Here is a 23,965-nt window from a genome sequence, read left to right on the forward strand (position 1 = left end):
CGCTAGGAGAGGAACTAACCTGATAACACCTTGACAAATCTTTCGAATTATAAGAAGTTTATACTAGGTGTAAGCGCCTTAGGGCGCTCCTTTTTGTACTCATCGTGAGGGGGTAGTGTTGGAATGGTCGAAGAAATGAAAGATATGCCTGATTTTGAAATCAATCGAGGTCAAATTGTGACCGGTACTGTTGTCAAAATCGAGGACAAGCAAGCGTTGATCGATATCGGTTATAAAACCGAGGCAATTTTACCAATCAGCGAAGTATCAAGCATGCATTTAGACGATTTAAACGAATCACTCCATGTTAACGACGAAATCCGTGTCAAAGTGAAAAAGGTCACGGACGAAGAGGTGGTCGTTTCGAAGAAAGACGTTGATGCCGAGGCAGCTTGGGATCAAATCGTCGAGAAATTCGAATCCGGCGAAGTATTCGAAGTCATGGTAAAAGACAAGGTCAAAGGTGGACTTGTCGTTGACATCGGTATCCGTGGATTTATCCCGGCTTCGCTCGTAGAGAACCATTTCGTCGAAGACTTCTCATCCTACTTGAATAAACCAATTACGGTTAAAGTCGTCGAGATTGACCGCGAGAAAAATCGCGTCATCTTGTCGCATAAAGCGGTTGCCGAAGCGGAAATGAGCGCCAAGAAAGCGGAGACGCTCGAATCGCTTGAAGTCGGTCAAATCATCGAAGGGACGGTTCAACGTCTCACAGATTTCGGTGCGTTTGTCGATATCGGCGGTGTCGATGGCCTCGTCCACATTTCGGAAATGGCGCATAGCCGGGTTGAGAAACCGAGCGATGTTGTGACTGAAGGAGATAAAGTCAAAGTGAAAGTGCTTGGACTTGACCTCGACAACGAGAAAGTGAAGTTGTCGATTAAAGAGACGCAGCCTGGACCGTGGGAATCGGTAGAAGGTAAAATTCAGCCAGGTGACGTGATTGAAGGGAAAGTCAAACGTCTCGTCACGTTCGGTGCGTTCGTCGAAGTCGCACCACAAGTTGAAGGTTTGCTCCATATCTCGCAAATTGCGAACCGACACATCGCGACACCATCTGAAGTCTTGTCAGAAGGCCAAGAAGTAACCGTCAAAGTACTCGACGTCCATCTTGACGAGAAGAAAATCTCGTTGTCGATGCGTGCGCTCGAGTCGAGCGATTCATCACGTGGCGACGCGGATCAATCGCTGCTTGACGAGTATAGCGACCAAGGAGGTTTCTCTGTCTCTGAATTGACAGGTGACGAGGCCTCGGACGATTCTAAATAAGACGATCGTTCAAGCGGGAGCCAGACTCCCGCTTCTTTTTGTATGGTCACAGAAATTCGCCTGTGATATGATAGTACAGTTGCAATTAGAAACGATAGACTTATTGAATGAAAGTTAGAGAGGTGTTTATATGGGAATTCCAGCAGTGGCCATCGTAGGCCGCCCGAATATTGGGAAATCCACGATTTTTAACCGGATTATCGGAGATCGCGTGTCGATCGTCGATGATAAGCCCGGTGTAACACGCGACCGCATTTATGGGACGGGTGAGTGGTTGAACCGTAAGTTTCATTTAATCGACACAGGTGGAATCGAGGTCGGTGATGAGCCGCTCCTCGTGCAAATGCGGCATCAGGCCGAGCTTGCGATCGATGAGGCGGACGTCATTGTCTTCATGGTGAACGGACGCGAAGGCATTACAGCAGCAGACGAAGAAGTGGCGAACTTGTTGTTCCGTTCGAACAAACCAGTCGTCCTCGCCGTCAACAAAGTCGACAACTTCGAGATGCGCGAACTCATGTATGAGTTCTATTCACTCGGATTCGGCGATCCGTTCCCGATTTCAGGGACGCACGGTCTTGGTCTCGGGGACTTGCTCGACAAAGTGCTCGACATGGCTCCAGACAAAGACGACTATGAGTACAATGAAGAAGTCATCCAATTCTCGCTCATCGGACGTCCGAACGTTGGGAAATCGAGCTTGACGAACGCGATTCTCGGTGAAGAACGCGTTATCGTCTCGGACATCGCGGGCACGACTCGTGATGCCATCGATACACCGTTCACACGGGATGGGCAAGAATACGTTATCATCGATACGGCAGGGATGCGCAAGCGCGGGAAAGTGTATGAATCTACCGAGCGCTACAGCGTCATGCGTGCCCAAAAAGCGATTGAACGCTCGAACGTCGTTCTCGTCGTCATCGACGGTGAAGAAGGCATCATCGAGCAAGACAAACGTGTTGCCGGACTCGCCCACGAAGCGGGGAAAGCCATCGTTCTCGTCGTCAACAAATGGGACGCCGTCGACAAAGACGATAAAACGATGAAGAAAATGGAAGAGAAGATTCGTAAAGAATTCTTGTTCCTTGACTATGCACCGATCGTCTTCTTGTCGGCGCTCACGTCGAAACGATTGCAGACACTTCTGCCGGTCGTCAAAGAAGTGGCTGATTCACATCGCCGTCGCATCTCGACGAGCGTCTTGAACGACGTCATCGTCGACGCAGTCGCGATGAACCCGACACCGACGGACAAAGGACAACGACTCAAGATCAACTACGCGACGCAAGTGGCCATCGAGCCGCCGACGTTCGTGTTGTTCGTCAACGATCCAGAGTTGCTTCACTTCTCATACAAACGTTATCTAGATAACCAGATTCGCCGCGCATTTGACTTTACTGGTACACCGATTCATATCGTGGCTCGTCAGAAAAACTAGTAATGGGGGTGCCTCCTATGGCAAAAGTAGCTGTCATCGGCGCAGGGAGCTGGGGAACGGCGATATCGCTCGTCCTCGCTGACAACGGACATGATGTTCTACTATATGGACGTGAGGAAGACCACGTTCATGAAATCAACACGGCCCACACGAACGCGACCTATTTGAAAGACGCACCGTTGCCGACTTCGATTCGGGCGACGACAGACTTGGCGGAAGCGGTCAAAGATCGTTCCATCGTATTCCTCGTCGTCCCGAGTTCGGCGATTCGTCCGGTGTCGCGTGAGTTGAACGCGCTCCTTACGAAACCGGCGGTCATCGTGCATGCCGCCAAAGGAATCGAACCGAAGACGCATAAACGTCTGTCGGAGATTATCGCCGAAGAAATCGACCCGTCGAAACGTCGGGCCATCGGTGTCTTGACGGGACCGACGCATGCCGAGGAAGTGGCCGTCCGTAAATTGACGACCATCACAATCGCTTGCGAGGACTTGGACGTGGCCGATGAGATTCAAGAGTTGCTCACGAACGATCAGTTCCGGGTCTATTTGAATTCGGACGTCATCGGGGCGGAGTACGGGGGCGCACTTAAAAACATCATCGCGCTCGCCGCAGGAATGACGGATGGGCTCGGCTATGGCGATAACGCCAAAGCGGCCCTCATGACACGCGGGATCGTCGAGATCGCCCGGCTCGGGGTCAAACTCGGTGCCAACCCGGCGTCGTTCTCCGGCTTGACGGGAATCGGCGATTTGATTGTCACGGCCACGTCTCAGCATAGCCGTAACTGGCGAGCCGGGAACGCGATCGGTCGCGGCGAGAAGCTCGGGGATGTACTCGGTCAAATGGGCATGGTCGTGGAAGGAGTGCGTGCCTGTGAGGCGGCGCATACGCTCGCTCGGGAAGCCGGTGTCGAGATGCCGATCACAGAGGCCCTCTACAACGTGTTATTCGAAGGTAAGAGCCCACACGATGAAGTACAAAAGTTAATGAGACGCCCGCAGAAGCATGAAATGGAAGAAGTGTTCCATTTCGAAGGCGACGTAGAGCAAAGGGACTGACGTTTTCGTTCAGTTCCTTTGTTTTTTTTGCTACACTAATGTACGGAGCTAGATTTAAAGAGAAAGTCGAGGGGATAGACGTGACACCGTCACTGATCAAGATGTGGATTTCATTTGCGGGCATCGGGGCGTTTGCCATCGCCGCGCTCATGGTGGCAGTCAGCCATACGAAACTAACGGGATGGTTCGCGGCACTCGTCCGCGTCATCGCATTCGTCATATTTTTATTTGGGACGATCATCATGATTTATGTGGTCGCTTCAGGACCGACAGGAGGATAAGACGTGAAACGGATTTTTTTGGTCGCGAGTCTATTGGCGGCGACCGTGCTCAGTGGATGTATGTTCCCAGATTCGAACCGGGTCGATAACGTCCCGTATGAAGACCAACTGAAGTCGGTACAGACGGCCGTCGACTCGTTCAAGGAGACGACCGGGGTGTTGCCGATTAAAACAAGGCCGGCCGAGACGCCACTCATGGAACGTTATCCGATCGAGTTCGCCCGGCTCGTCCCCGGTTATTTAGCCGACCCGCCGGCAAACAGCTTCGAAGGAGGCGGTCTGTTCTTGTACGTCCTCGTGGACGCCGAGACGGAGCCGAAGGTCAAACTCATTGATTTACGTGTGTCAGAAAGCTTGCAACAGTTACAGACGAATATTAACGCGTTCCGGGCCAAAGAAGGCAAGTTCCCGTTTGACGGGTCGCTCGGAAAGAATCAATTCACGATTGATTATGATCTCGTCTTCGTCTCTGAAGAGCCAAGTATCCCAAGTCCGTACACGGAAAACGAGTTGCCGATCTATGTCGACGGGACCGGACAATTATTTGTCGACTACCGTGCCGACTTGGAAGCCGCCCTCGAGAACACGGATGTAGAGCCAAAAGTCGGTGAGGACATTCGGTATTTGCTCTATAATGACTCCCCATTCGCTCCGGCTTATTCGCAAGGGTACACGATTAATGAACAAGGTGAAGTCGAGTTTTTAAACAACTGATTGACTGAGCGGGTCGAATATAGGCCGATTGCTTAAAAAATGTTGTCATATCAACGTTTGTACGATATGATTAATCCCGTAAACTCTCAGTGAGAGGAGGTGAATCGTGATGAACAAAACTGAATTGATCCAAGCAGTTGCGGAGAAAGCAAATGTTTCGAAAAAAGAAGCTACACAAGTTGTAGAAGCTACTTTCGAATCTATCACTGAAGCACTCCAAAACGGTGATAAAATTCAATTGATCGGTTTTGGTACTTTTGAAGTTCGTGAGCGCGCTGCCCGTAAAGGTCGCAACCCACGTACGAAAGAAGATATCGAAATCCCGGCAAGCAAAGTTCCTGCCTTCAAAGCAGGTAAAGCGCTTAAAGATGCGGTCAAATAATGGGCAATACATAAGTCGCCGAAAGGCGGCTTTTTTTGTGTCGGAAAGCGAGTTCACATGGCGTGAATGTGACAAAAATGTGCTATACTATGTCAGAATGACAACGAAGAGGACGAGGGGGGATAGCATGGAACAGATGACATACGAAACCGTTGTCACCGACCTTGCTCGTCAAATCGAAGAACGCATGAACCATCCGTATTTGACGAGACACGAGATTGTACCCGTAGTCGACATGCCTTTACTTCGTTGGATGGTCGAGATGATTGAAATCGAATCGAATCAACAACGTCAGCTCGTGCTTGCGACGTATTTTGCACATCAAGCACTTGAACTGCACGATCAAGTAAAGGATTGCCCGAACGGCTCGCTCGAGCGGCAACTCAAAGTGCTCGCCGGCGATTTCGCCTCGGCTCAATTTTATAAAATATTGGCACTGTTTCCTGCCGACTATAGCAATCGCTTCGGTCGGTCGGTCCAGCTTGTCAATGGGGCGAAATGTACGCTCGCGCTTGATGCGGACGTATCCGTCACGACTTGGATGGAAGCGAACTTCGGATTGATTAAAACGTTTTCTGAGGTGATAGGTCGGTCCTACTTGACCACATACGGAAAAACGATCATCGAACGAAAGGCGACAGTACTGCGCCAAGATCAACGAGAACAGCTAACGACGCTCCTGGCGCACGCTGTCGCTTAGAACGGAAAGGATGTTACGTATTGCAACCGAAAGAAAAAGAGCAAAAAGTATATGACGTGTTTCAATCAATCTCACCGAGCTACGATACGATGAACTCGATCATCAGTTTCCGTTTGCATAAATGGTGGCGCAAAGCGACGATGCGTCGCATGCAAGTGTTCCCGGGCGCGAAATGTCTCGACGTCTGCTGCGGGACGGCCGACTGGACGATTCAACTCGCCGAGGCGGCTGGTAATACCGGTGTCGTCAAAGGTCTTGATTTTTCCGAGAATATGCTCGCGGTCGGCCAAGAGAAAGTGGCCGATTATCCGACGATCGAACTCATCCATGGTAACGCGATGGCATTGCCGTTCGGGGATCACTCATTCGACTACGTGACAATCGGCTTCGGCCTTCGCAACGTACCGGATTACATGACGGTGCTCCGTGAACTGCACCGGGTCTTGAAACCGGGCGGGACGGTCGTCTGTCTCGAGACGAGCCAACCGACAGCACCGCTGTTCAGCGAACTGTATCGCTTCTATTTCGGCTCGGTCATGCCGTTATTCGGAAAAGTGTTCGCCGGCTCATACGATCAATACAAATGGCTCCAAGAGTCGACCGACCAATTCCCGGACCGGTTGACGCTAAAACGCATGTTCGAGACGGCAGGCTTCGAACAAGTCGAAGTGAAGGCGTTCTCCGGCGGTGCGTGTGCCATGCACCTAGGAAAGAAGTGGTGACCGATGTCTTTGAAGCGACTTTATCGCCACATGAACCGAGAGATTGAGCAGATTGATCGCTTCTTGTCGACGCGGGTCCATACGGATCACCCGGTCATCGAGGCGGTCTCGAAGCAACTGCTTGATGCGGGCGGGAAGCGGATCCGTCCGGCGTTCGTATTGCTGAGCGCTGGTTTCGGGCAAGCGAAAGACATCCGCTTGACGAAAGTGGCGGCGAGTCTTGAACTGATTCATATGGCCTCGCTCGTCCATGATGACGTCATCGATGACGCCACACTTCGCCGGGGCAAACCGACCGTCATGGAACGTTACGATGAGCAGGTTGCGATGTATACAGGGAATACGTTGTTCGGCGAAGCGATTCGACTCGTCTCTGAGGTCGACTCGCCGCGCGTGATGGAAATCATGGCAGACACGATGGAACTGATTTGTATCGGTGAAATCAATCAAATCCAAGACCAATACGACTGGGGCCAGTCCCCGAAACGATATCTCGATCGGATTGCCCGAAAGACGGCGCTCTTGATTGAGACGAGTTGTGCGGCCGGGGCCGTCGTCTCAGGGGCGTCACCCGAAGTCGTCAAACAGCTGCGGCTGTTCGGCTATGACATCGGGATGGCGTTCCAAATGACGGATGATTTGCTCGATTTCACCGCGAAAAGTTTTCAGCTTGGAAAGCCGGTCGGAGAAGATTTGAAGCACGGCCATAAAACGTTGCCGCTCTTCTATTCAGCGGAAGACCCTGAATTCTTTGGTCGGTTGCAGCAAGTCAACCAGTCGTCCGATTACGCGACGACCCATACGCTCGTTCGTGAAGTGCAGCGCAACGGGACGCTCGAGCGAAGCCAACGAACAATCGACCGGTACGTGAACCGGGCGATTCAACGTCTCGATGGCTTGCCGGACGTACCGGACAAACGCTCGCTCATTGAAATCGCCGAGTATATCGGGAAACGAAAATGGTAACAACCACCTTGTAAACCCTTTCAATAATCAAGATGACCGTGTAAACTAATAAAGTACATGGTACACATATTGATTTAGGGGGATTAGGGGAATGGAAAAAACATTTTTAATGGTAAAACCGGATGGAGTGAAACGCGGTCTGATTGGGGAAATCATCTCGCGCTTCGAAACGAAAGGATATACGTTGAACCGTCTTGAGCTATTGACGCCATCGGTTGAAGTCGCACAATCGCATTATGCGGAACATAAGGAAAAGCCGTTCTTTGGAGAACTTGTCGAATTCTTAACGTCTGGTCCTGTTGTAGCGATGGAGTGGGAAGGCGAAAATATCGTCGCCGTCTCTCGATTGATGATCGGGAAGACGAACCCGTTGGACGCACAACCTGGAACAATTCGTGGCGATTTGGCCTCGACGATGTCACAAAACGTCATCCATGGTTCAGATAGCGTGGAGAGCGCAGAGCGTGAATTGTCACTCTGGTTCGCCACTGAAGCATCACACGTTTGATGACGATAAAAGGGACGGGGGCCTCCTGTCCCTTTTTATATTGGGATTGAAGCGCTTTCGCTTGTTTTGGCACGACATGATCTAGGAGAAGAGAAAGAATTGAGGTTGGAACTGGTGATAAATGATTATGCCATCTTCGTAAAAAAGTTTTATATGAAGTCGGGGATTGACTTAAACCTATACAAAGAAGCCCAGATGAAGCGACGTATGATTGCACTTCGCGAGAAGAAAGGGTATGCCACGTTTATCGAATACTTCAAAGCGATGGAGTCGGACCGGGGCTTATACGATGAATTTTTAGATCGCATGACCATCAACGTGAGTGAATTTTACCGGAACCCGGTCCGTTGGCAGCAACTAGAGACGGACATTTTGCCGGAACTCATCCGTAAGAGCCAGGGCAAGTTGCGCGTCTGGAGCGCGGCGTGCTCGACGGGTGAAGAACCGTATTCGTTGGCGATGCTGTTATCGAAACATTTGTCACCCGCACAGTTCACAATCACGGCGACGGACCTAGATGACGTGGTGATCGAAAAAGCGAAACAAGGCAAGTATCATGAGCGGGCGCTCGTCGACTTGCCATCAGAGTTTCGGCAGCGTTACTTCACCCGCCGTGGAGACGACTATTACATCACAGAGGACATCAAAAAATTAGTTACGTTCAAAAAACATAATCTGCTGGCCGACGTGTACGAGCGGAATTTTGATTTAATCGTCTGTCGGAACGTCTTGATTTATTTCACCGAGGAAGCGAAAGAGAAAGTGTATACATCGTTCCACCGATCGCTCCGACCAGGCGGTGTCCTCTTCGTCGGAGGGACCGAGCAGATCTTTCAACCGAAGCGATACGGCTACAAGATGAAGCAGAGCTTCTTCTACGAAAAATTTGAAGAATGAGGTGGCAGTTATGCGTTATTTGACGGCAGGAGAATCGCACGGGCCTGGACTTTCAATCATCATCGAGGGTGTACCGGCCGGGCTTGAGGTCGATGTGCAAGCCATCAATGCGGAACTCGCGAAACGGCAGTCCGGCTACGGCCGCGGCCGCCGCATGCAAATTGAATCAGACCGAATCGAGGTGAGGGCCGGCATTCGTCACGGGGTGACGACAGGGGCCCCTATTTCGTTCTGGATCGAGAACAAGGACCATACTCATTGGCGGAACGTGATGCAGGCCGAACCGGTCGATGCGGACGTGGAAATCAAACGCCGCGTCGTCCGCCCGCGACCAGGACATGCGGACCTCGTCGGTGGCTTGAAATACGACCATCGTGACCTGCGGGACGTCCTCGAACGCTCGAGCGCACGTGAGACGGCCGCCCGGGTCGCCGTCGGCGCCCTCAGCAAACAACTGCTCGCTGCTGTCGGGATGTCGCTCGTCAGCTATGTCAAAGTGATTGGCGGCGTCGAGGCCGATGCCTCATACGAGTCGCTCGCCACATTGCGCGCCACGATCGAGGCGTCACCGGTCCGGACGATGGATGAGACGGCAGGCCAGGCGATGATGCATCGAATCGATGAGGCGAAAGCAGCCGGTGACTCGCTCGGCGGTGTCGTCTGTACGGAAGTGCATGGTGTCATCCCGGGGCTCGGATCGTACGTCCAATACGACCGGAAACTCGATGCGGCGATCGCTCGCGCCGTCATGAGTGTCAACGCCATCAAAGGCGTCGCGTTCGGTGATGGGTTCGAGATGGCGTATCGACCAGGGTCGGAAGTGATGGACCCGATTGCCTATGGACCGGACGGCTATACACGCCTGAGCAATCATCTCGGCGGTTTCGAAGGTGGGATGACGACCGGGATGCCGATTGTCTGTACCGCTGTGATGAAACCGATTCCGACGCTTTACAAGCCGCTCCAATCCGTTGATATCGATACGAAACAACCGTTCCTCGCCCAAATCGAGCGAAGTGACGCCTGTGCCGTCCCGGCCGCCTCGCTCGTCGTCGAGGCCGTCGTCGCGTTTGAGCTCGCCCGTGAGTTATGCGAGACGTTCGGACATGACACGGTCGGACGCATCCAAGCGCGCGTCGACGCGTACCGCGAGGAGATTCGCACGTGGTGACGATTCGCGTGAACGCCTCGACTCCATACGACGTCACAATTGAACGAGGGGACGCCTGGCTCGACCGCGTCCCTTACTTCTCGTGCTCGACCGTATGGGTCATCACGGACGAGACGGTAGATCGCCTGCACGGGACGGCGTTTCGGACTCGTCTCGAGGCAAGCGCGCGTCCAATCGTCTGGTCGGTCGTCCGTCCGGGCGACGGATCGAAATCGCTCGCGACGATTGAACGTCTCGTCGCGGACGGGTTGACGTCTGGCTGTGACCGGGACACGCTCGTCGTCGCCTTTGGCGGCGGCATGATTGGGGACTTGGCCGGCTTTTTGGCGAGTGTCTATATGCGCGGGCTGCAATACATACAAGTGCCGACGACAGTTCTCGCCCACGATTCAGCCGTCGGCGGAAAAGTCGCGGTCAACCATCCGCTCGCCAAAAATGCGATCGGTGCCTTTTATCAACCAGCGGGCGTCCACTATAACGTCGACCGCCTCGAGACGTTGACGGACCGTGACGTACTGAGTGGGCTCGGCGAGTTAATTAAACATGCCTACTTGTCACGATATGTCCTCGGGTACTCGTTCGAGACCGAGCTGTTCACCGCCTTGGCGCAAGGACCGCTCGATTGGGAGGCGTGGCTCGCACGTGGGATTGAAGTGAAACGACAGGTCGTCGAGACCGATGAACGGGAACACGGCGTAAGGGCATGGCTGAACTTTGGTCATACGTTCGGCCATGCGTTGGAGTCGGTCGAGGCGTACCGACTAGCGCACGGGGAGGCCATCCTATACGGAATGGTGTACGCCTTCCTCGTCGCCGGAGACGTCTCACGCGCGGAAACGCTCGCCGGATTCATGAAGCAACAAGCAATCACGCCGGTCGTCTGGCAGCCATTCGAGGCGTATCTCGAGGTGATGGGCCACGATAAAAAGAATCGAACTGGACAGATTCGCTTCGTCTTGCTCGGTGAAGAAGTGACCGTGACGAGCGTCACGACCGAGCGGCTCGTCGAAGCGTACAATCAGTTGAAAGGGTGGTTTTAAGATGGGATTGAACGGATTGATACGCGTACCGAGCGATAAGTCGATTACGCACCGGGCGTTATTGCTCGGGGCCGTGGCGCACGGACAGACGACGGTGTACGACCCGCTCCTCGGTGAGGATTGCCGGTCGACGCTCGAGGCGATCCGTCGTTTGGGCGCACAAGTCGATGAACAAGCGGAACGACTCGTCATCACTGGCAGCCCGTCGCTCACGTCGGCGGAACTCGATTGCGGGAACTCCGGCACGACGATGCGTCTCTTGACGGGACTGCTTGCAGGCTACGACGGGACGTTCACGCTCACCGGCGACGCCTCGCTGTCGAAGCGGCCGATGCGACGCGTCACTGCCCCGTTGCGCGCCATGGGAGCCGACCTTGCAGGTGACGTCGCTCCGCTCCACATCCGAGGACGGGCGTTGACGGGCATCGATTACACGTTGCCTGTCGCGAGCGCGCAAGTGAAATCGGCCATCTTATTGGCTGGACTCCGTGCGGACAGCCCGACGATCGTGCGCGAGCCGGTCTTGTCGAGGGATCATACCGAACGCATGCTGCCGCTGTTCAACGGGCAGATTGACATCACCTCGGAAGAGGGGGTTCGGACGATTCGGCTGTCGCCGTCCGTCCTGGAAGGCGCGACGGTGGCCGTACCGGCTGATCCGTCCTCGGCCGCCTTTTGGTGGGCCGGGGCCGCGCTCGTCCCGGATAGTCGCGTCACGACGACCGACGTCTGTTTGAACGAGACACGGATTGGCTTTTTGCGCACGCTCGAACGGATGGGGGCGCACGTTGACGTGACGAACGTCCGCGCACTCGGAGAAGAATCGGTCGGGGACGTCACCGTGTCGACGAGCACGCTCCACGGCATCCGGTTGGACGGGACCGCCATCCCGCATCAAATCGACGAGTTGCCATTATTCGCCCTCGTCGCGTCGCAGGCATCGAGCCCCTCGTCGGTCCGGGATGCGGGGGAGCTTCGCGTGAAAGAGACGGACCGGATTCAGACGGTCGCGAGCGAATTGAAGGCGCTCGGTGTCGACCTTCGCGAGACGGATGACGGCTTTGACGTCTATCCGAGCCGTTTGCACGGGGGACACGTCTCCTCGCACGGAGATCATCGCTTGGCGATGATGCTCCAAATTGCGGACTTATTGACGACGGAACATGTGACGATTGACGACGTCGAGGCAGCGGACGTGAGTTACCCGCGCTTCCGTGACGATTTACAACGACTCGGTCGTGAGATAGAATAACGTCAATACGAGTAGCCGCTAGGAGGAATTTTGACGATGTTAGACGAAACAGAATTAAACCATATCATTGAGATGCTTGAAAAAGGTGAGACGGAGCATGCCCTCATGCATCTCGAATCGCTCGAGAAGGAAGGGTCGGACGAGGACCGGTTGGCCATCGCCGATCTCTACCTCGAACTCGGCCTTGCCGATCGGGCCGTCAAGTTGCTCGCGGCGCTATATGTCGATTATGCGGGCAACCCGCACGTCGCCTTGTCGCTCGCCGAGGCCTACTTGGACAGTGACCGGGAAGAAGAGGCGATTGCCGTCCTCGAGAAAATCGATACGACGGACAAGGAAGCGCATATGCGCAGTCTCGTCCTCCTCGCCGATTTATATCAATCACAAGGGTTGGACGAGGTCGCCGTCAAGAAACTGATGGAGGCGCTCGAGACGAACCCGGACGAACCGCTCCTCATCTACGGATTGGCCGAGTTGTACGCGTCGATCGGCTCGTTCGAACAGGCGGTCCCGCTGTACGCGCGTCTGCCGCACTTGCGCTTGCCGGAAGAACTCGATTATCAGGCCGATTACGCGGAGGCGCTCACGATGATCGGCTCTTTCGAAGAGGCACTCGATGAGTATGAGAAGGCGGAAGACCGCAACTTGAACACGATTTTCGGTCACGCCATGACGGCCCACCGCATCGGCCGTGACGAAATTGCCGTCAAACAGTTTGAGTCGCTTCGCTCGATGGACCCCGACTTCACGTCGCTCTATCTGCCTTACACGGAAGCGCTCGACGAACTCGGCCGCTTCGATGAGGCGCTCGAGGTGATTGGCCAAGGGATTGACCGCGACGACTATAACGATGAGTTGCGCACGGTAAAAGCGAAACTGTTCTTGAAACAAGGTCGGACAGATGAGGCGGTCACGGAATTGCGCGAGGCTCTCGCGTTGAATCCGGAGTCGCTTCAGGCGACTGAGCTGCTCTTATCGGTCTTGTTCGAAGGTGGGGACATGGAGGCCGTCCTCGAGACGATCGATGCGCTCGAGGAACATTCGACTTCCCCGCTCATGACATGGTACAAGGCGAAAGCGGCCTATGAACTTGAAGACTATGATACGGCCGTCACGTTATACCGGTCGATCGAGCAAGTTTATAAAGAGGACGTGTCATTTGCGATTGAATGGGCTACACTATTGATAGAAGAAGGACAGCGTGACCAAGCGCAACGAGTGCTCGAGCAAACGCTTGCGCTCACTGTCGATGTCGATGACCGCCAAGCACTTGAAGAGCGGCTCGAACGGTTGACGGATCACGATTAAACGATATAAAGGAGATGGGGTCATATGGTCGAGCGGAAAAGAACATTTTTAAAGCGATTCCTCGCTCATCATACGCTTCGTAAACGAGAAGCCAAGTGGATTATCGACTACTGGCTCAGACATCCAGAAAAACTCGGGAACGTTCATTTCGTCACGAACGCCTCGGTCTCACCGCGCAGTTTGATCATGACGGCGTATGGATTTGACGGCGAACCGTTCCGTTACCGTCGGGGTGACCTCATCACGGTCAATCCCGAGAAGGCGTATCACGACATCCGGCTCCACGACGGCGCCATCTACGTGGAGTTGAACTTTCAAGGCATGATGATTGATGAGCTGTGGATTGATATCGTGGAATTGAATCCGTTCGAACCCGTCGCCGAAGTGAAAGACGAAGTGACGACGTCGGCCCAGACGGTCATTCGGGCCTCGGTTGCCCAGTTCGAGGAGGAGCGTCTGCTCGTCGAAATCGATAAGGCACTCGACCGACGGGACGAGAAATTGTTCCGCAACTTGACGAGCCAGCTCCATCAAGTCCGAGCCTCAAAATTATTTTAATAAAAACAAGCGCTTCCGTTATGGTAAGCGCTTGTTTTTTGGTATATTAATGACGTAGGAATACACAATAATTTCACATTTCGTTCATAAGTTTCGCAGAGGGAACGATTGTAGGTACGCTACAATGAACATAATGATGTATGTCTAATGGAGAGGAGGAGGAAGATGAGGTTCGATGGTCTAGACGCGATGAAGTCGCTCTCAGAACGCCAATACGTCGATACGCTCGTCGTCCCGCTCGTCGAACTGGCGTTTGATGAGGACATGGTGCGCAAAGCCGAAGGAAACGAAGTCATCCAGGCGGTGGCACTTGAAACCGAGCGCCAATTGTCCGGCCGGACGATGCTAAGCCCGACAATCAGTTATGTCGACGCGGAGGCAGGGCGTGCGCTCGCCGAACAAGTTACTGTTCAGGCGACGGCATCGGGGTTTACCCACGTGTTGTTCATCTCCTCGGATTTGCGTTTCAAGGGCTCTGAACTGCCGATTATTTTCGTTCCGCCGCTTGCGTTGAAAGGCATGTCCGGCGAGCAGTCGCACACGATGGTTCAAAATTTTGCGACGCAAGTCATTACCGATCTTTCGAGCCGTTGGATGGCGACATGAAGCGGTTGACGTGGAGGTTTTATTGATATACTATTTTGTTGAGTGAGAAATTTTTGTGAAGAATGCATAAAGAATTATGGGGTTATGCACACGAATGAGGGGGGAACGAAATGGCTCAAAATGGGTCAAAAGTCACACGCCGTCAGTTCTTAACGTATACGTTGACTGGTGTAGGTGGCTTTATGGCGGCAACATTGATCAGTCCGATGGTCAACTTTGCGATCGATCCGGTCTTAAAAAAATCGGGAGCGGGCGATAAAGTAAAAGTCATCAGTCTTGATGACATCACGACTGAGCCGCAACGTGTCGACTTTAAGAAACAAACGCAAGATGCTTGGTATGAATTTGAAGAAACGCTTTCGGCGTGGGTATTTAAAGATGAGAGCGGCGAAATCATCGCCTTGTCTCCAATTTGTACGCACCTCGGCTGCCAAGTAGGATATGGTGGAGACCCGACTCGACCGACAGAATTCTTCTGCCCGTGTCACTTCGGTCGCTATGAGAAAGATGGAACGAACATTCCTGGTACGCCTCCGACTGCACCACTTGCACGCTACGAAAAAGAAGAAAAAGACGGCTTCCTATACTTGGGCAGTCCAGTCGCACAGTTGTGAGAGGGGGAATAGTCGATGTTACAAAAAATTTATGATTGGGTCGATGAACGCGTCGACATCACGCCGTTATGGCGCGACATCGCTGACCATGAAGTTCCAGAACACGTCAACCCTGCCCATCACTTTTCAGCATTTGTTTATTGCTTTGGCGGTCTGACGTTCTTCACGATCGTGATTCAAATTCTGTCAGGGATGTTCTTGACGATGTACTATGTACCAGACATCATCAACGCGCACGCGTCGGTGTACTATCTTCAAAACGAGATCGCGCACGGACAAATCGTTCGTGGGATGCATCACTGGGGCGCATCGGTTGCAATCGTCATGTTGTTCTTACATACGCTCCGCGTATTCTTTACCGGGTCGTATAAGAAACCTCGCGAACTCAACTGGGTCGTCGGTGTTCTCTTGTTCTTCGTCGTCTTGGCGCTCGGTCTTACAGGGTACTTGTTGCCGTGGGATATGAAAGCGTTGTTCGCGACGAAAGTTACACTTCAAATTGCCGAGAGTGTCCCGGTCATTGGTGGTATCGCCAAAACGCTTCTCGCCGGTGGCGAGATCGTCGGCGCACGGACGCTCACGAACTTCTTCGCCATTCACGTCTTCTTCTTACCGGCGGCCTTGTTCGGACTCCTCGGAGCCCACTTCTTGATGATTCGTAAGCAAGGGATCTCAGGACCGCTATAAGCCGATTCGAAGACAAAAAGGAGGAGAAACGATATGCATCGCGGTAAAGGGATGAAATTTGTAACCGACTCTCGAGTAGGAATCTCGAATCGGAAACAAAATATTGCTAAAGACTATTCAGAGTATCCAGGACGCACGGAAGCGTTCTGGCCGAACTTCTTGTTGAAAGAGTGGATGGTCGGTTCGGTCTTCTTGATCGGATTCATCGCCTTGACGATTGTCGAGGCCCCACCGCTCCAAAACATCGCCGATCCAACGAACACGTCATACATTCCGCTTCCGGACTGGTATTTCTTGTTCTTGTATCAATTGCTCAAGTATCAGTTCGCAGCAGGGGATTGGATCTTGCTTGGAACGGTCATCTTGCCAGGGGTCGCTTTCACGGCGCTCTTGATCGCACCATGGCTCGACCAAGGACTCGAACGCCGTCCGGCCAAACGTCCGGTCGCCATTAGCTTCATGCTTCTCGGCGTGTTGTCGATTTTCTACTTGACGTGGGAATCGGTTCAAACGACGCACTGGGATCAAGTTCATGAACAAGGGATCTTGGAAGTTCCGGGCGAGGGCCCTGAAATCGATACGGCCGCACCTGGCTATGAGATTTATTCGGCTCAGTCTTGTGTGAACTGTCACGGTCAGAACCTCGAAGGCGGGGCAGCAGCTCCTGCACTCGTCGGCACACAGTATACGGCCGAAGAGATCGCGGATATCGCGGTCAACGGTGTCGGTACGATGCCAGCCGGTCAATGGGATGGTTCGGATGAAGATCTCCAAGCCATGTCTGAATTCATCGCTTCATACGGTGAAGGCGGCGAAAACAACCAATAATCGATTGGTTCAAGAAGCGTGGCCCGTCTAACGGGTCACGCTTCTTTTTACTTCGCCTCCGTTGCGCTACAATAGAGAAAAAAAGGATGGAATACACGAATGATACATATGTTACGCCCGTTTCTCACCCATCGGACCGTCTTGGTGCTCCTGTTCATCATCAACTTGTTCGGAACGATTTACGGATATGTCTGGTATGAGCCCCAGCTCCGTGACACACCGCTCATCTATTGGCCGTTCGTGCCGGACAGTCCGACGGCCTCGTTCTTCTTCACGGTCGTGCTCGGCTTATGGATTGCCGGGAAGAAGTCACCCCTCATGGAGACGCTCGCCTTCGTGACGCTCATCAAATACGGGGTATGGGCCGTCATCATGAACATCTTGTTCTTACGGGAACTCGGTCCCGATGCCGAGACGTTCACTGTGCTCATGGCCGTCATGCTGATGGTGTCACACGGGGCGATGGCGTTCCAGGCGCTGTTGTACGCACCGTTCATGACATGGACGGTCCGCTCGTTCGTCTTGACGCTCATCTGGGTCATCCATAACGACGTCGTCGACTACGTGCTCGGACAATGGCCGCGTTATCCGTCACTGGCCGAACATATCGCCTGGATCGGCTACGGGTCGTTCTGGTTGACCGGAATATGTTTTTTTATGGGATACCACATCATCCTACGCACTTCGCTTGATAATAAGTTCATTAGAATGTAAAATCAGATTATCAAATACACGCAGAGGTGATAGAGAACATGTCATTAGGTGGCTATATTTTCTATCTTGCACTGATTATGCTCATTCCGTTATGGGCCCAGATGCGAGTGAAAAGTACGTACAAAAAGTTTCTCCAACAACCGATTCAAAGCGGAGTCACGGGTGCACAGGTCGCTGACTTCATCATGAAACAAAACGGCGTTCATAACGTCCGGATCGAGATGGTCGATGGTTTGATGAGTGACCATTACGACCCGGTCAATAAAGTCGTCCGTCTGTCGCGCGAAGTGTATCAAGGGTCGACGATTTCATCGGCTGCGATTGCGGCCCACGAGATTGGCCACGTGATTCAAGATGCATCCGACTATAAGTTGATGCGGGTCCGTCACCGTCTCGTCCCGGTCGTGAACATCACGTCGAACTTGTCGTTCCCACTTCTCTTAGGTGGTTTCTTGCTCGGCGCGATGGGGCTCGCCCAACTCGGTGTCATCATGATGCTCGGGGCGGTCGTGTTCCAACTCGTCACGTTACCTGTCGAATTCGATGCCTCGAAACGGGCTATGGCTGAATTGACGAGCCACGGCATCGTCACGGCAACGGAAGAGTCGGGCGCACGCAAAGTGCTCAACGCGGCGGCTTGGACATATGTGGCGGCCACACTTGTCGCCGTCGCCGAACTGATCCGCTTGGCGCTCATCGTCTTCATGCCACGTGATGAGTAGAATCAAGGGTCCCGTCCACGTGACGGGACTTTTTTAATTTTGCTTTCGAAAGGAGTAGCAGATGAATCAACCACAATTGACGAAAGCGGGACGGCTCCGCTTACAAGAACAGCTGGAGACGTTGCGCGGGGATAGCCGGCATGAGGCGCTCGAACGCGTCAAGACGGCCCGAAAGTTTTGTGATTTTCGTGAAGACGTGACGTACGTGGAGGCGGTCCGGGAACAAGAGCGGATTGAGACTAAAATTATCGAACTGGAGCGTCTGCTCGCCGATGCCGTTATCGTCGACGAGGGTCGGCCCGACGTCGTCGCGTTCGGGAGCCGAGTCGTCATTCGGGAATTACCGGACGGGAATGATGAGACGTATCGCCTCGTCGGTGAGCTCGAGGCTGATTTGGCGGAAGAAACGATTTCCGTATCGTCCCCGCTCGGTAGCGGGTTGATGGGAGGCGTTGTCGGTCAATCCGTATCAATCGCTTCACCGGGCGGTCCACTCGATTTTGAGATTGTCCGAATCGAGCCATAATGAAACGCCCCGTTCATCCGAACGGGGCGTCGTTTGTCGTGACTTATTTCAGCGGGACACGGTTCTCATCGAACGTGAACCCTTCACCGCCGACCTCATAGACGTGGTGGAACGTGACGAAGGCGTGTGGGTCGATCTGTTTGACGATTGTCTTCAACCGATTGACTTCGTTTCGTCCAACGACGACGTATAGCACTTCGAGCTCTTTATTCGAATAGCCACCCTTGGCGAGGAGGCGTGTCGTCCCGCGGTTCATCGTGGCGTGAATCCCGTCAGCGATGGCCGTACGATGGTCGCTGATAATCATGGCGGCCTTGCCAGCGTATGTCCCTTCTTGCATCGAGTCGATGACGCGGGCGCCGATATAGACGGCGAGGAGTGTGTACATCGCCTCGCGAATATCGAGATACGTCAAGCTGAGGACGATGACGAAAAAGTCGAACACGAGGAACGTCTTGCCGATTGACCATCCGACGTAACGTTGGACGAGTCGGGCGATGATATCGACGCCTCCCGTCGTCCCACCGTTATTGAAGATGATGCCGAGACCGACCCCGATGAAGAGACCGGCGAATAGACTCGCGAGCACCATATCGTCCGTCAAATCGATGATTAGATTCGAGTACTTGGCGATGAGGGCGTACCAGAGCGAGAAACTGAACGTCCCGATGAGCGTATAGATGAACGTCGTCCGCCCGAGCAGCTTGTAGCTGACAAAAAAGAGCGGGATGTTGAGCGCCAAGTTCGTGATCGATGGCGACCAGTCGAACAAACCGCGCAGAATCAAGGTGATGCCCGTGAATCCGCCTTCCGCCAAATTGTTCTGGACGTTGAAATGATAGACGCCGAACGCGAAAATAAAGGAACCAATTAAAATAAAGAATATATTGCGAAACCGAATCGGTAATTGTACCGTCATTTGTTTCACCTCCCACCTAGTAGCGTACTCGAAAAACCTCTCGATTGACTACCCTCTACATATGACATTCCGCGATGAGTCCGATATACTTTTCACAGAAGAGGTGATTTTATGAAAATAGTAGCAATTGGGGCCCATCCGGACGATATCGAAATCGGAATCGCCGGCATGACCGCCCAATGGACCAAGGCCGGGGTCGACGTTCTATACGTCGATTTGACGAGAGCGGAGCTGTCTTCGAATGGGGACGTCGTCACGCGCGGCATCGAAGCCGAAACGGCCGATCGGGTGCTCGGCATCCGTCGCATCAATCTCGGGTTCCCGGACCGGGGCCTGACCGGGGACGCAACTCAAATCGAGGCGATCGTCCGATTGATTCGGTCCGAGCGTCCGACACACGTTCTGTATCCATACGGCATCGACCGCCATCCCGATCACGGCGCCTGCGCCCGACTCGTCGAGGAGGCGCTCTTTAATGCCGGAATCCGTAAATACATGCCCGACGTCCCGGCATATCGGCCGTCGAGTGTCTATCAATATATGATTAACGCCCATACGACACCGGACGTCTGCATCGACATCACGGGGACAATCGAGCAAAAACTTGACGCCTTGCGTGCCTATGCCAGTCAGTTCACACCGGTCGACGGCGTGGCAACGCCGCTCACGGACGCCTATCTCGAACGGGTATTGGCGAGGGAACGTCACTTCGGTAGCTTAATCGGGACCGCATATGCGGAAGGGTTGATGACGAGCCGCCCATACGTGGTCCATCAGGCAGGTGAGCTCACATGAGTCTAAGAATCGGAGTTCTCTGTTATCCATCGGTCGGGGGCTCGGGCATTCTCGCCACTGAGCTCGGGATGAAACTCGCCGACCGGGGCCATGATGTTCATTTCATCACGTCGAGCATCCCATTCCGATTGAACGCTTATCATCCGAACATCACGTTCCACCAAGTCGAAATCAATCAATACTCGGTGTTCCGGTATCCACCGTACGACATCACGCTGGCGTCGAAGATTGCCAGCGTCATCCGGGCGTTCGGCCTCGATGTCATCCACGCCCACTATGCGGTGCCGCACGCCGTTTGTGCCGCCCTCGGACGCGAGATGGCGGGGACGAAGACACCGATCGTGTCGACACTCCATGGCACGGATATCACCGTGCTCGGCGAAGATGAGGAATTGAAGCCGGCAATTTTGTACGGCTTACGCCAATCGAACGCCATCACGGCCGTCTCGGACAGTTTGAAGCAAGAGACGCTCGAGCGGATCGGGTCCGACTTATCGATTGATGTCATCCACAACTTCATCGATGAGGCGGTCTATCAACCGCAGGCCGACACGTCCCTCCGCGAACGGTATGGCTTGTCCGATCAAGACCGGGTCGTCATCCATATCTCGAACTTCCGGCAAGTGAAGCGAATCGATCTCGTGCTCGAGGCGTTCCAGCAGATGAACGTCCCACATAAGAAACTGCTCCTCGTCGGCGACGGTCCGCTCATGGGAGCGATGCGCCGCCTCGTGAGCGAAATGGAACTCGAAGAGCAAGTCATCTTCGCCGGGAAGCAAGAACAAGTGGCGGCGCTCTTGTCGATTTGCGACGTCCACATCCTGTTATCGGACAAAGAGGCGTTCGGTCTCGTCGCGCTCGAGGCGATGGCGACGGGCGTCCCATCGGTCGTCAGCGATGCGGGCGGATTGCCGGAAGTCATCACTGACGGCGTGGAAGGGTTCGTCGTCAAACGCGGCGACGCGCTCGCGGCGACGAGAGCGCTCGAAGCGATTTTGCTCGACGGGGAACTGCATGCACGCTTCCGCACGAACGGGCTCGAACGGGCCAAACAGTTCGCGTCGGCCGATATCGTCACGGCATATGAATCGCTTTATGAACAGGTGGTGCGCCCATGACGGAATGGGAATACGCCAAACGGATTATCGAGACGATTAACGCCCACGGCGGCGAAGCGTATATCGTCGGGGGGGCCGTCCGTGACTATATGCGCGGTACGCTTCCGGATGACATCGATATCGCCACGTCGCTCTTTCCGGACGAAGTCATGCGCTTGTTCCCGAAATCGGTACCGACCGGAATCGATCACGGCACAGTGACGGTCATTCTCGACCATCATCCGTTCGAAGTGACGACGTTCCGGTCGGAAGGGACGTATTCGGATTCGAGACGGCCCGACCACGTGTCGCTCGGCGTCTCGCTCGAGGAGGACATGAAACGGCGCGACTTCACGATGAACGCGATGGCGTTCCACGATGGCAACGTCGTCGATTTGTTCGGCGGTCGGATGGATCTTGAGGCGCGTGTCATCCGTACCGTCGGCAGCCCGTACGAACGCTTCAATGAGGACGCGCTCCGCATCATGCGGGCGTTCCGCTTCATGGCCCAGCTCGATTTCCGTCTCGATGATGACGTGCAACGAGCTTCCCGCGAACTCGGTCATAAACTGCAAGACATCGCGATGGAGCGGGTCGCCATCGAGTTCGAGAAGTTGATGGTCGGTCCGGCGTATCGAAAAGCGCTGGCGGCGATACTGGACCTCGGCATCCATCAGTATTTACCGAACGTCTCGGCAGAACTGATTGAGCGCGTCATCGCCGACAGACGGACGCCGGTCAATCCGGTCGGCGGCTGGGCGCTGTTCGTCCATCATGCCGCTGCGACCGATTGGTTGACGCCGTGGAAACGCTCGAACGCGCTGAAACGGGAAGCGAACGTGCTCGCCCGGTTGTTCACGACCGGCCTCGACACGTTCACGATTTACGAGACGACGACGGCGACGCTCTCGACGTATCTCGACATGTCGGGTCGGACGGAGACGGCTGAACAGTTGAAGCGGCAGTTGCCGATTCAATCGCGCCGGGAGCTTCGCTTCGACGGCCGTGATGCGCTCCAAATCGGGGCCAAGGGCCCGCTCATCAAACAAGTGCTCGCCCACGTCGAACGGCTCGTGCTGGAAGGCGAGCTCGCCAACGAACCGGAACCGTTACGAAAGGAGGCGAAACGATGGCTTCAACACGCGGAAAAGTATTAAACCTGTTGCAGGACGGGGCGGTCTGGAGTGGTCAAGAGTTGGCCCGTCAATTAAATATTTCACGTACCGCTATTTGGAAGCATATCGAGACGTTAAAACAAGATGGGTATGCGATTGAGACGATTCCTCGAAAAGGGTATCAATTGTTCGGCCAGACCGACCGACTCGATGAGCCGGCGTTCGTATCGTTCCGAAAAGGGCGGTTCGGACAAGCCGTCCATGCGTTTGATCAAGTCGATACGACCCAACGCATCGCCCATGAATTGGCGCAAAAGGGCGTCCTCGAAGGAACGCTCGTCATCAGCGAGGAGCAGACAGCGGGACGAGGCCAACTCGGCCGGAACTGGTATAATCCGAGCCACGTCAATATCGCGGCGAGTGTCATCCTGCGCCCGGCGCTGCCGATTCGCGACGCCTCGAAGCTGACGCTCATGGCGGCGAGCGCGTTCGCGCGCGCTTTGCACGCGCAAGGTATCCCGGCCACCATCAAATGGCCGAATGACTTGTTGCTCAATGGGAAAAAAATCTGCGGCATCTTGACCGAGATGCAGACGGAGGGTGACCGGATTCAAGCCGTCATCCTCGGGTTCGGGTTGAACGTCAATAGCGATGTCATCCCGGACGAGCTCGCCCATCGCGCAACGTCCATCAAGCTGGAAACCAATCAGACGTATCGGAGAAGCGAGTTGCTCGCTCACTTGCTCGCCGAGCTCGAGACGGAATACGATTTGTTCCTCGCGTCAGGATTTGATTCTGTGCGCGCCCATTGGCTCGAACACGCCGCCTATCTGAACGAACCGGTGACGTTGACGGCGTCAGGGAAGCCAAGACGCGGGACGATGCGCGGCATTTCAGAGGATGGGGCACTCCTGTTGGAACATGAAGGAACGGTCGAGCCGATTTACTCTGCCGAGATCGCAGTTTGGAATGATTGATGGAAACGGGTTCGTGGTCTATAATGAATGTGCCGGACGCTATCGCTCGCGAAGTGTACCAGTACTGCAGACCGTCACTACATTTTTTTGTC

The 23,965-nt window shown here is 54.1% G+C and carries 28 protein-coding genes; 27 read left to right on the forward strand and 1 reads right to left on the reverse strand.

The genetic code is table 11. From position 1 onward, the window contains the following. The first annotated feature begins 123 nt into the window (after nt 1-123). The 23 genes from rpsA (at nt 124) to KNP68_RS10470 (ending at nt 18,970) form a co-directional block, all read left to right on the forward strand. The gene (rpsA, locus tag KNP68_RS10360) at nt 124-1,272 is read left to right on the forward strand and encodes a 30S ribosomal protein S1 (protein WP_021067191.1); all 1,149 of its coding nucleotides are present in this window, start codon (nt 124-126) and stop codon (nt 1,270-1,272) included. A 130-nt stretch (nt 1,273-1,402) separates the two neighbouring features. Beyond that, nucleotides 1,403-2,713: a ribosome biogenesis GTPase Der gene (gene der, locus KNP68_RS10365; protein WP_021067192.1), complete on the forward strand. Its 1,311-nt coding sequence runs from the start codon at nt 1,403-1,405 to the stop codon at nt 2,711-2,713. A gap of 17 nt (nt 2,714-2,730) precedes the next feature. Beyond that, nucleotides 2,731-3,774, forward strand: coding sequence for an NAD(P)H-dependent glycerol-3-phosphate dehydrogenase (locus KNP68_RS10370; RefSeq protein ID WP_214755820.1), 1,044 nt, complete (start codon nt 2,731-2,733; stop codon nt 3,772-3,774). A gap of 80 nt (nt 3,775-3,854) precedes the next feature. After that, nucleotides 3,855-4,055 carry a DUF2768 family protein gene (locus tag KNP68_RS10375; RefSeq protein WP_021067194.1) on the forward strand — a complete coding sequence of 67 codons (201 nt, stop codon included), beginning with the start codon at nt 3,855-3,857 and terminating at the stop codon, nt 4,053-4,055. Between the two features lie 3 nt (nt 4,056-4,058). Then, nucleotides 4,059-4,769, forward strand: a complete 711-nt coding sequence (locus KNP68_RS10380) for a hypothetical protein (RefSeq protein WP_021067195.1) — start codon at nt 4,059-4,061, stop codon at nt 4,767-4,769. A gap of 109 nt (nt 4,770-4,878) precedes the next feature. Beyond that, complete coding sequence (locus KNP68_RS10385) at nt 4,879-5,151, forward strand: HU family DNA-binding protein (protein ID WP_021067196.1); 273 nt, start codon at nt 4,879-4,881, stop codon at nt 5,149-5,151. A 127-nt stretch (nt 5,152-5,278) separates the two neighbouring features. Continuing rightward, nucleotides 5,279-5,851, forward strand: coding sequence for a heptaprenyl diphosphate synthase component 1 (locus tag KNP68_RS10390; protein ID WP_021067197.1), 573 nt, complete (start codon nt 5,279-5,281; stop codon nt 5,849-5,851). A 20-nt stretch (nt 5,852-5,871) separates the two neighbouring features. Further along, nucleotides 5,872-6,573: a demethylmenaquinone methyltransferase gene (locus KNP68_RS10395; RefSeq protein ID WP_021067198.1), complete on the forward strand. Its 702-nt coding sequence runs from the start codon at nt 5,872-5,874 to the stop codon at nt 6,571-6,573. Between the two features lie 3 nt (nt 6,574-6,576). Further along, nucleotides 6,577-7,539, forward strand: coding sequence for a polyprenyl synthetase family protein (locus KNP68_RS10400; RefSeq protein ID WP_214799524.1), 963 nt, complete (start codon nt 6,577-6,579; stop codon nt 7,537-7,539). Between the two features lie 91 nt (nt 7,540-7,630). Next, nucleotides 7,631-8,047, forward strand: a complete 417-nt coding sequence (gene ndk, locus KNP68_RS10405) for a nucleoside-diphosphate kinase (protein WP_021067200.1) — start codon at nt 7,631-7,633, stop codon at nt 8,045-8,047. Between the two features lie 117 nt (nt 8,048-8,164). Then, entirely contained in the window at nt 8,165-8,944 is a 780-nt protein-coding gene (locus KNP68_RS10410; protein ID WP_029595663.1) for a CheR family methyltransferase, read from the forward strand. A 10-nt stretch (nt 8,945-8,954) separates the two neighbouring features. Then, complete coding sequence (gene aroC / locus KNP68_RS10415) at nt 8,955-10,115, forward strand: chorismate synthase (RefSeq protein WP_214799526.1); 1,161 nt, start codon at nt 8,955-8,957, stop codon at nt 10,113-10,115. Continuing rightward, nucleotides 10,109-11,155 (forward strand): 3-dehydroquinate synthase, encoded by a 1,047-nt coding sequence (locus tag KNP68_RS10420; RefSeq protein ID WP_214799528.1) that lies wholly within the window; start codon nt 10,109-10,111, stop codon nt 11,153-11,155. The genes aroC and KNP68_RS10420 overlap by 7 nt, the downstream gene beginning before the upstream one ends. A gap of 1 nt (nt 11,156) precedes the next feature. After that, nucleotides 11,157-12,407 carry a 3-phosphoshikimate 1-carboxyvinyltransferase gene (aroA, locus tag KNP68_RS10425; protein WP_021067204.1) on the forward strand — a complete coding sequence of 417 codons (1,251 nt, stop codon included), beginning with the start codon at nt 11,157-11,159 and terminating at the stop codon, nt 12,405-12,407. Between the two features lie 36 nt (nt 12,408-12,443). Next, a complete protein-coding gene (locus tag KNP68_RS10430; RefSeq protein WP_021067205.1) occupies nt 12,444-13,715 on the forward strand; it encodes a tetratricopeptide repeat protein in 1,272 nt (423 codons plus the stop codon). Nucleotides 13,716-13,739: 24 nt separating this feature from the next. After that, nucleotides 13,740-14,273, forward strand: coding sequence for a ReoY family proteolytic degradation factor (locus KNP68_RS10435; protein WP_021067206.1), 534 nt, complete (start codon nt 13,740-13,742; stop codon nt 14,271-14,273). A gap of 165 nt (nt 14,274-14,438) precedes the next feature. Beyond that, on the forward strand, nt 14,439-14,879 hold the full coding sequence (locus tag KNP68_RS10440; RefSeq protein ID WP_021067207.1) for a DUF2487 family protein: 441 nt from the start codon (nt 14,439-14,441) through the stop codon (nt 14,877-14,879). A gap of 110 nt (nt 14,880-14,989) precedes the next feature. Further along, nucleotides 14,990-15,493: a QcrA and Rieske domain-containing protein gene (locus KNP68_RS10445; RefSeq protein WP_021067208.1), complete on the forward strand. Its 504-nt coding sequence runs from the start codon at nt 14,990-14,992 to the stop codon at nt 15,491-15,493. A 15-nt stretch (nt 15,494-15,508) separates the two neighbouring features. Beyond that, nucleotides 15,509-16,180, forward strand: a complete 672-nt coding sequence (gene qcrB / locus KNP68_RS10450) for a menaquinol-cytochrome c reductase cytochrome b subunit (RefSeq protein ID WP_021067209.1) — start codon at nt 15,509-15,511, stop codon at nt 16,178-16,180. 33 nt (nt 16,181-16,213) lie between these two features. After that, nucleotides 16,214-17,008, forward strand: a complete 795-nt coding sequence (locus KNP68_RS10455) for a menaquinol-cytochrome c reductase cytochrome b/c subunit (protein ID WP_021067210.1) — start codon at nt 16,214-16,216, stop codon at nt 17,006-17,008. Between the two features lie 99 nt (nt 17,009-17,107). After that, the gene (locus tag KNP68_RS10460) at nt 17,108-17,722 is read left to right on the forward strand and encodes a DUF1405 domain-containing protein (protein WP_029595659.1); all 615 of its coding nucleotides are present in this window, start codon (nt 17,108-17,110) and stop codon (nt 17,720-17,722) included. A gap of 38 nt (nt 17,723-17,760) precedes the next feature. Further along, the gene (locus tag KNP68_RS10465; protein WP_029595658.1) at nt 17,761-18,444 is read left to right on the forward strand and encodes a zinc metallopeptidase; all 684 of its coding nucleotides are present in this window, start codon (nt 17,761-17,763) and stop codon (nt 18,442-18,444) included. A 61-nt stretch (nt 18,445-18,505) separates the two neighbouring features. After that, a complete protein-coding gene (locus KNP68_RS10470) occupies nt 18,506-18,970 on the forward strand; it encodes a GreA/GreB family elongation factor (protein ID WP_021067213.1) in 465 nt (154 codons plus the stop codon). 43 nt (nt 18,971-19,013) lie between these two features. On the opposite strand, the gene KNP68_RS10475 is transcribed toward KNP68_RS10470, so the two are convergent. Continuing rightward, complete coding sequence (locus KNP68_RS10475; protein WP_021067214.1) at nt 19,014-19,889, reverse strand: YitT family protein; 876 nt, start codon at nt 19,887-19,889, stop codon at nt 19,014-19,016. A gap of 111 nt (nt 19,890-20,000) precedes the next feature. Between KNP68_RS10475 and bshB1 the strand changes: the two genes are divergently transcribed. The 4 genes from bshB1 to KNP68_RS10495 are packed head-to-tail and all read left to right on the forward strand — an operon-like array spanning nt 20,001 to nt 23,873. After that, nucleotides 20,001-20,684: a bacillithiol biosynthesis deacetylase BshB1 gene (bshB1, locus tag KNP68_RS10480; RefSeq protein ID WP_058763415.1), complete on the forward strand. Its 684-nt coding sequence runs from the start codon at nt 20,001-20,003 to the stop codon at nt 20,682-20,684. Then, entirely contained in the window at nt 20,681-21,802 is a 1,122-nt protein-coding gene (gene bshA / locus KNP68_RS10485) for an N-acetyl-alpha-D-glucosaminyl L-malate synthase BshA (protein ID WP_214799530.1), read from the forward strand. The genes bshB1 and bshA overlap by 4 nt, the downstream gene beginning before the upstream one ends. Next, entirely contained in the window at nt 21,799-22,938 is a 1,140-nt protein-coding gene (locus KNP68_RS10490; RefSeq protein WP_214799532.1) for a CCA tRNA nucleotidyltransferase, read from the forward strand. The genes bshA and KNP68_RS10490 overlap by 4 nt, the downstream gene beginning before the upstream one ends. Further along, a complete protein-coding gene (locus tag KNP68_RS10495) occupies nt 22,911-23,873 on the forward strand; it encodes a biotin--[acetyl-CoA-carboxylase] ligase (RefSeq protein WP_214799535.1) in 963 nt (320 codons plus the stop codon). Before KNP68_RS10490 ends, KNP68_RS10495 begins: the two co-directional genes overlap by 28 nt. The last annotated feature ends 92 nt before the right edge of the window (nt 23,874-23,965 follow it).

It is taken from the genome of Exiguobacterium sp. s50, from assembly GCF_018618175.1.
GTDB classification, from domain to species: Bacteria; Bacillota; Bacilli; order Exiguobacteriales; family Exiguobacteriaceae; genus Exiguobacterium; species Exiguobacterium chiriqhucha.

What these genes read in the sequence shown, in the direction of transcription:
- rpsA (WP_021067191.1), top strand. Translation starts at nt 124, where the DNA reads ATGGTCGAAGAAATGAAAGATATGCCTGATTTTGAAATCAATCGAGGT.
- der (WP_021067192.1), top strand. Translation starts at nt 1,403, where the DNA reads ATGGGAATTCCAGCAGTGGCCATCGTAGGCCGCCCGAATATTGGGAAA.
- KNP68_RS10370 (WP_214755820.1), top strand. Translation starts at nt 2,731, where the DNA reads ATGGCAAAAGTAGCTGTCATCGGCGCAGGGAGCTGGGGAACGGCGATA.
- KNP68_RS10385 (WP_021067196.1), top strand. Translation starts at nt 4,879, where the DNA reads ATGAACAAAACTGAATTGATCCAAGCAGTTGCGGAGAAAGCAAATGTT.
- KNP68_RS10390 (WP_021067197.1), top strand. Translation starts at nt 5,279, where the DNA reads ATGGAACAGATGACATACGAAACCGTTGTCACCGACCTTGCTCGTCAA.
- KNP68_RS10400 (WP_214799524.1), top strand. Translation starts at nt 6,577, where the DNA reads ATGTCTTTGAAGCGACTTTATCGCCACATGAACCGAGAGATTGAGCAG.
- ndk (WP_021067200.1), top strand. Translation starts at nt 7,631, where the DNA reads ATGGAAAAAACATTTTTAATGGTAAAACCGGATGGAGTGAAACGCGGT.
- aroC (WP_214799526.1), top strand. Translation starts at nt 8,955, where the DNA reads ATGCGTTATTTGACGGCAGGAGAATCGCACGGGCCTGGACTTTCAATC.
- aroA (WP_021067204.1), top strand. Translation starts at nt 11,157, where the DNA reads ATGGGATTGAACGGATTGATACGCGTACCGAGCGATAAGTCGATTACG.
- KNP68_RS10430 (WP_021067205.1), top strand. Translation starts at nt 12,444, where the DNA reads ATGTTAGACGAAACAGAATTAAACCATATCATTGAGATGCTTGAAAAA.
- KNP68_RS10435 (WP_021067206.1), top strand. Translation starts at nt 13,740, where the DNA reads ATGGTCGAGCGGAAAAGAACATTTTTAAAGCGATTCCTCGCTCATCAT.
- KNP68_RS10440 (WP_021067207.1), top strand. Translation starts at nt 14,439, where the DNA reads ATGAGGTTCGATGGTCTAGACGCGATGAAGTCGCTCTCAGAACGCCAA.
- KNP68_RS10445 (WP_021067208.1), top strand. Translation starts at nt 14,990, where the DNA reads ATGGCTCAAAATGGGTCAAAAGTCACACGCCGTCAGTTCTTAACGTAT.
- qcrB (WP_021067209.1), top strand. Translation starts at nt 15,509, where the DNA reads ATGTTACAAAAAATTTATGATTGGGTCGATGAACGCGTCGACATCACG.
- KNP68_RS10455 (WP_021067210.1), top strand. Translation starts at nt 16,214, where the DNA reads ATGCATCGCGGTAAAGGGATGAAATTTGTAACCGACTCTCGAGTAGGA.
- KNP68_RS10460 (WP_029595659.1), top strand. Translation starts at nt 17,108, where the DNA reads ATGATACATATGTTACGCCCGTTTCTCACCCATCGGACCGTCTTGGTG.
- KNP68_RS10465 (WP_029595658.1), top strand. Translation starts at nt 17,761, where the DNA reads ATGTCATTAGGTGGCTATATTTTCTATCTTGCACTGATTATGCTCATT.
- KNP68_RS10470 (WP_021067213.1), top strand. Translation starts at nt 18,506, where the DNA reads ATGAATCAACCACAATTGACGAAAGCGGGACGGCTCCGCTTACAAGAA.
- KNP68_RS10475 (WP_021067214.1), bottom strand. Translation starts at nt 19,889, where the DNA reads ATGACGGTACAATTACCGATTCGGTTTCGCAATATATTCTTTATTTTA.
- bshB1 (WP_058763415.1), top strand. Translation starts at nt 20,001, where the DNA reads ATGAAAATAGTAGCAATTGGGGCCCATCCGGACGATATCGAAATCGGA.
- bshA (WP_214799530.1), top strand. Translation starts at nt 20,681, where the DNA reads ATGAGTCTAAGAATCGGAGTTCTCTGTTATCCATCGGTCGGGGGCTCG.
- KNP68_RS10490 (WP_214799532.1), top strand. Translation starts at nt 21,799, where the DNA reads ATGACGGAATGGGAATACGCCAAACGGATTATCGAGACGATTAACGCC.
- KNP68_RS10495 (WP_214799535.1), top strand. Translation starts at nt 22,911, where the DNA reads ATGGCTTCAACACGCGGAAAAGTATTAAACCTGTTGCAGGACGGGGCG.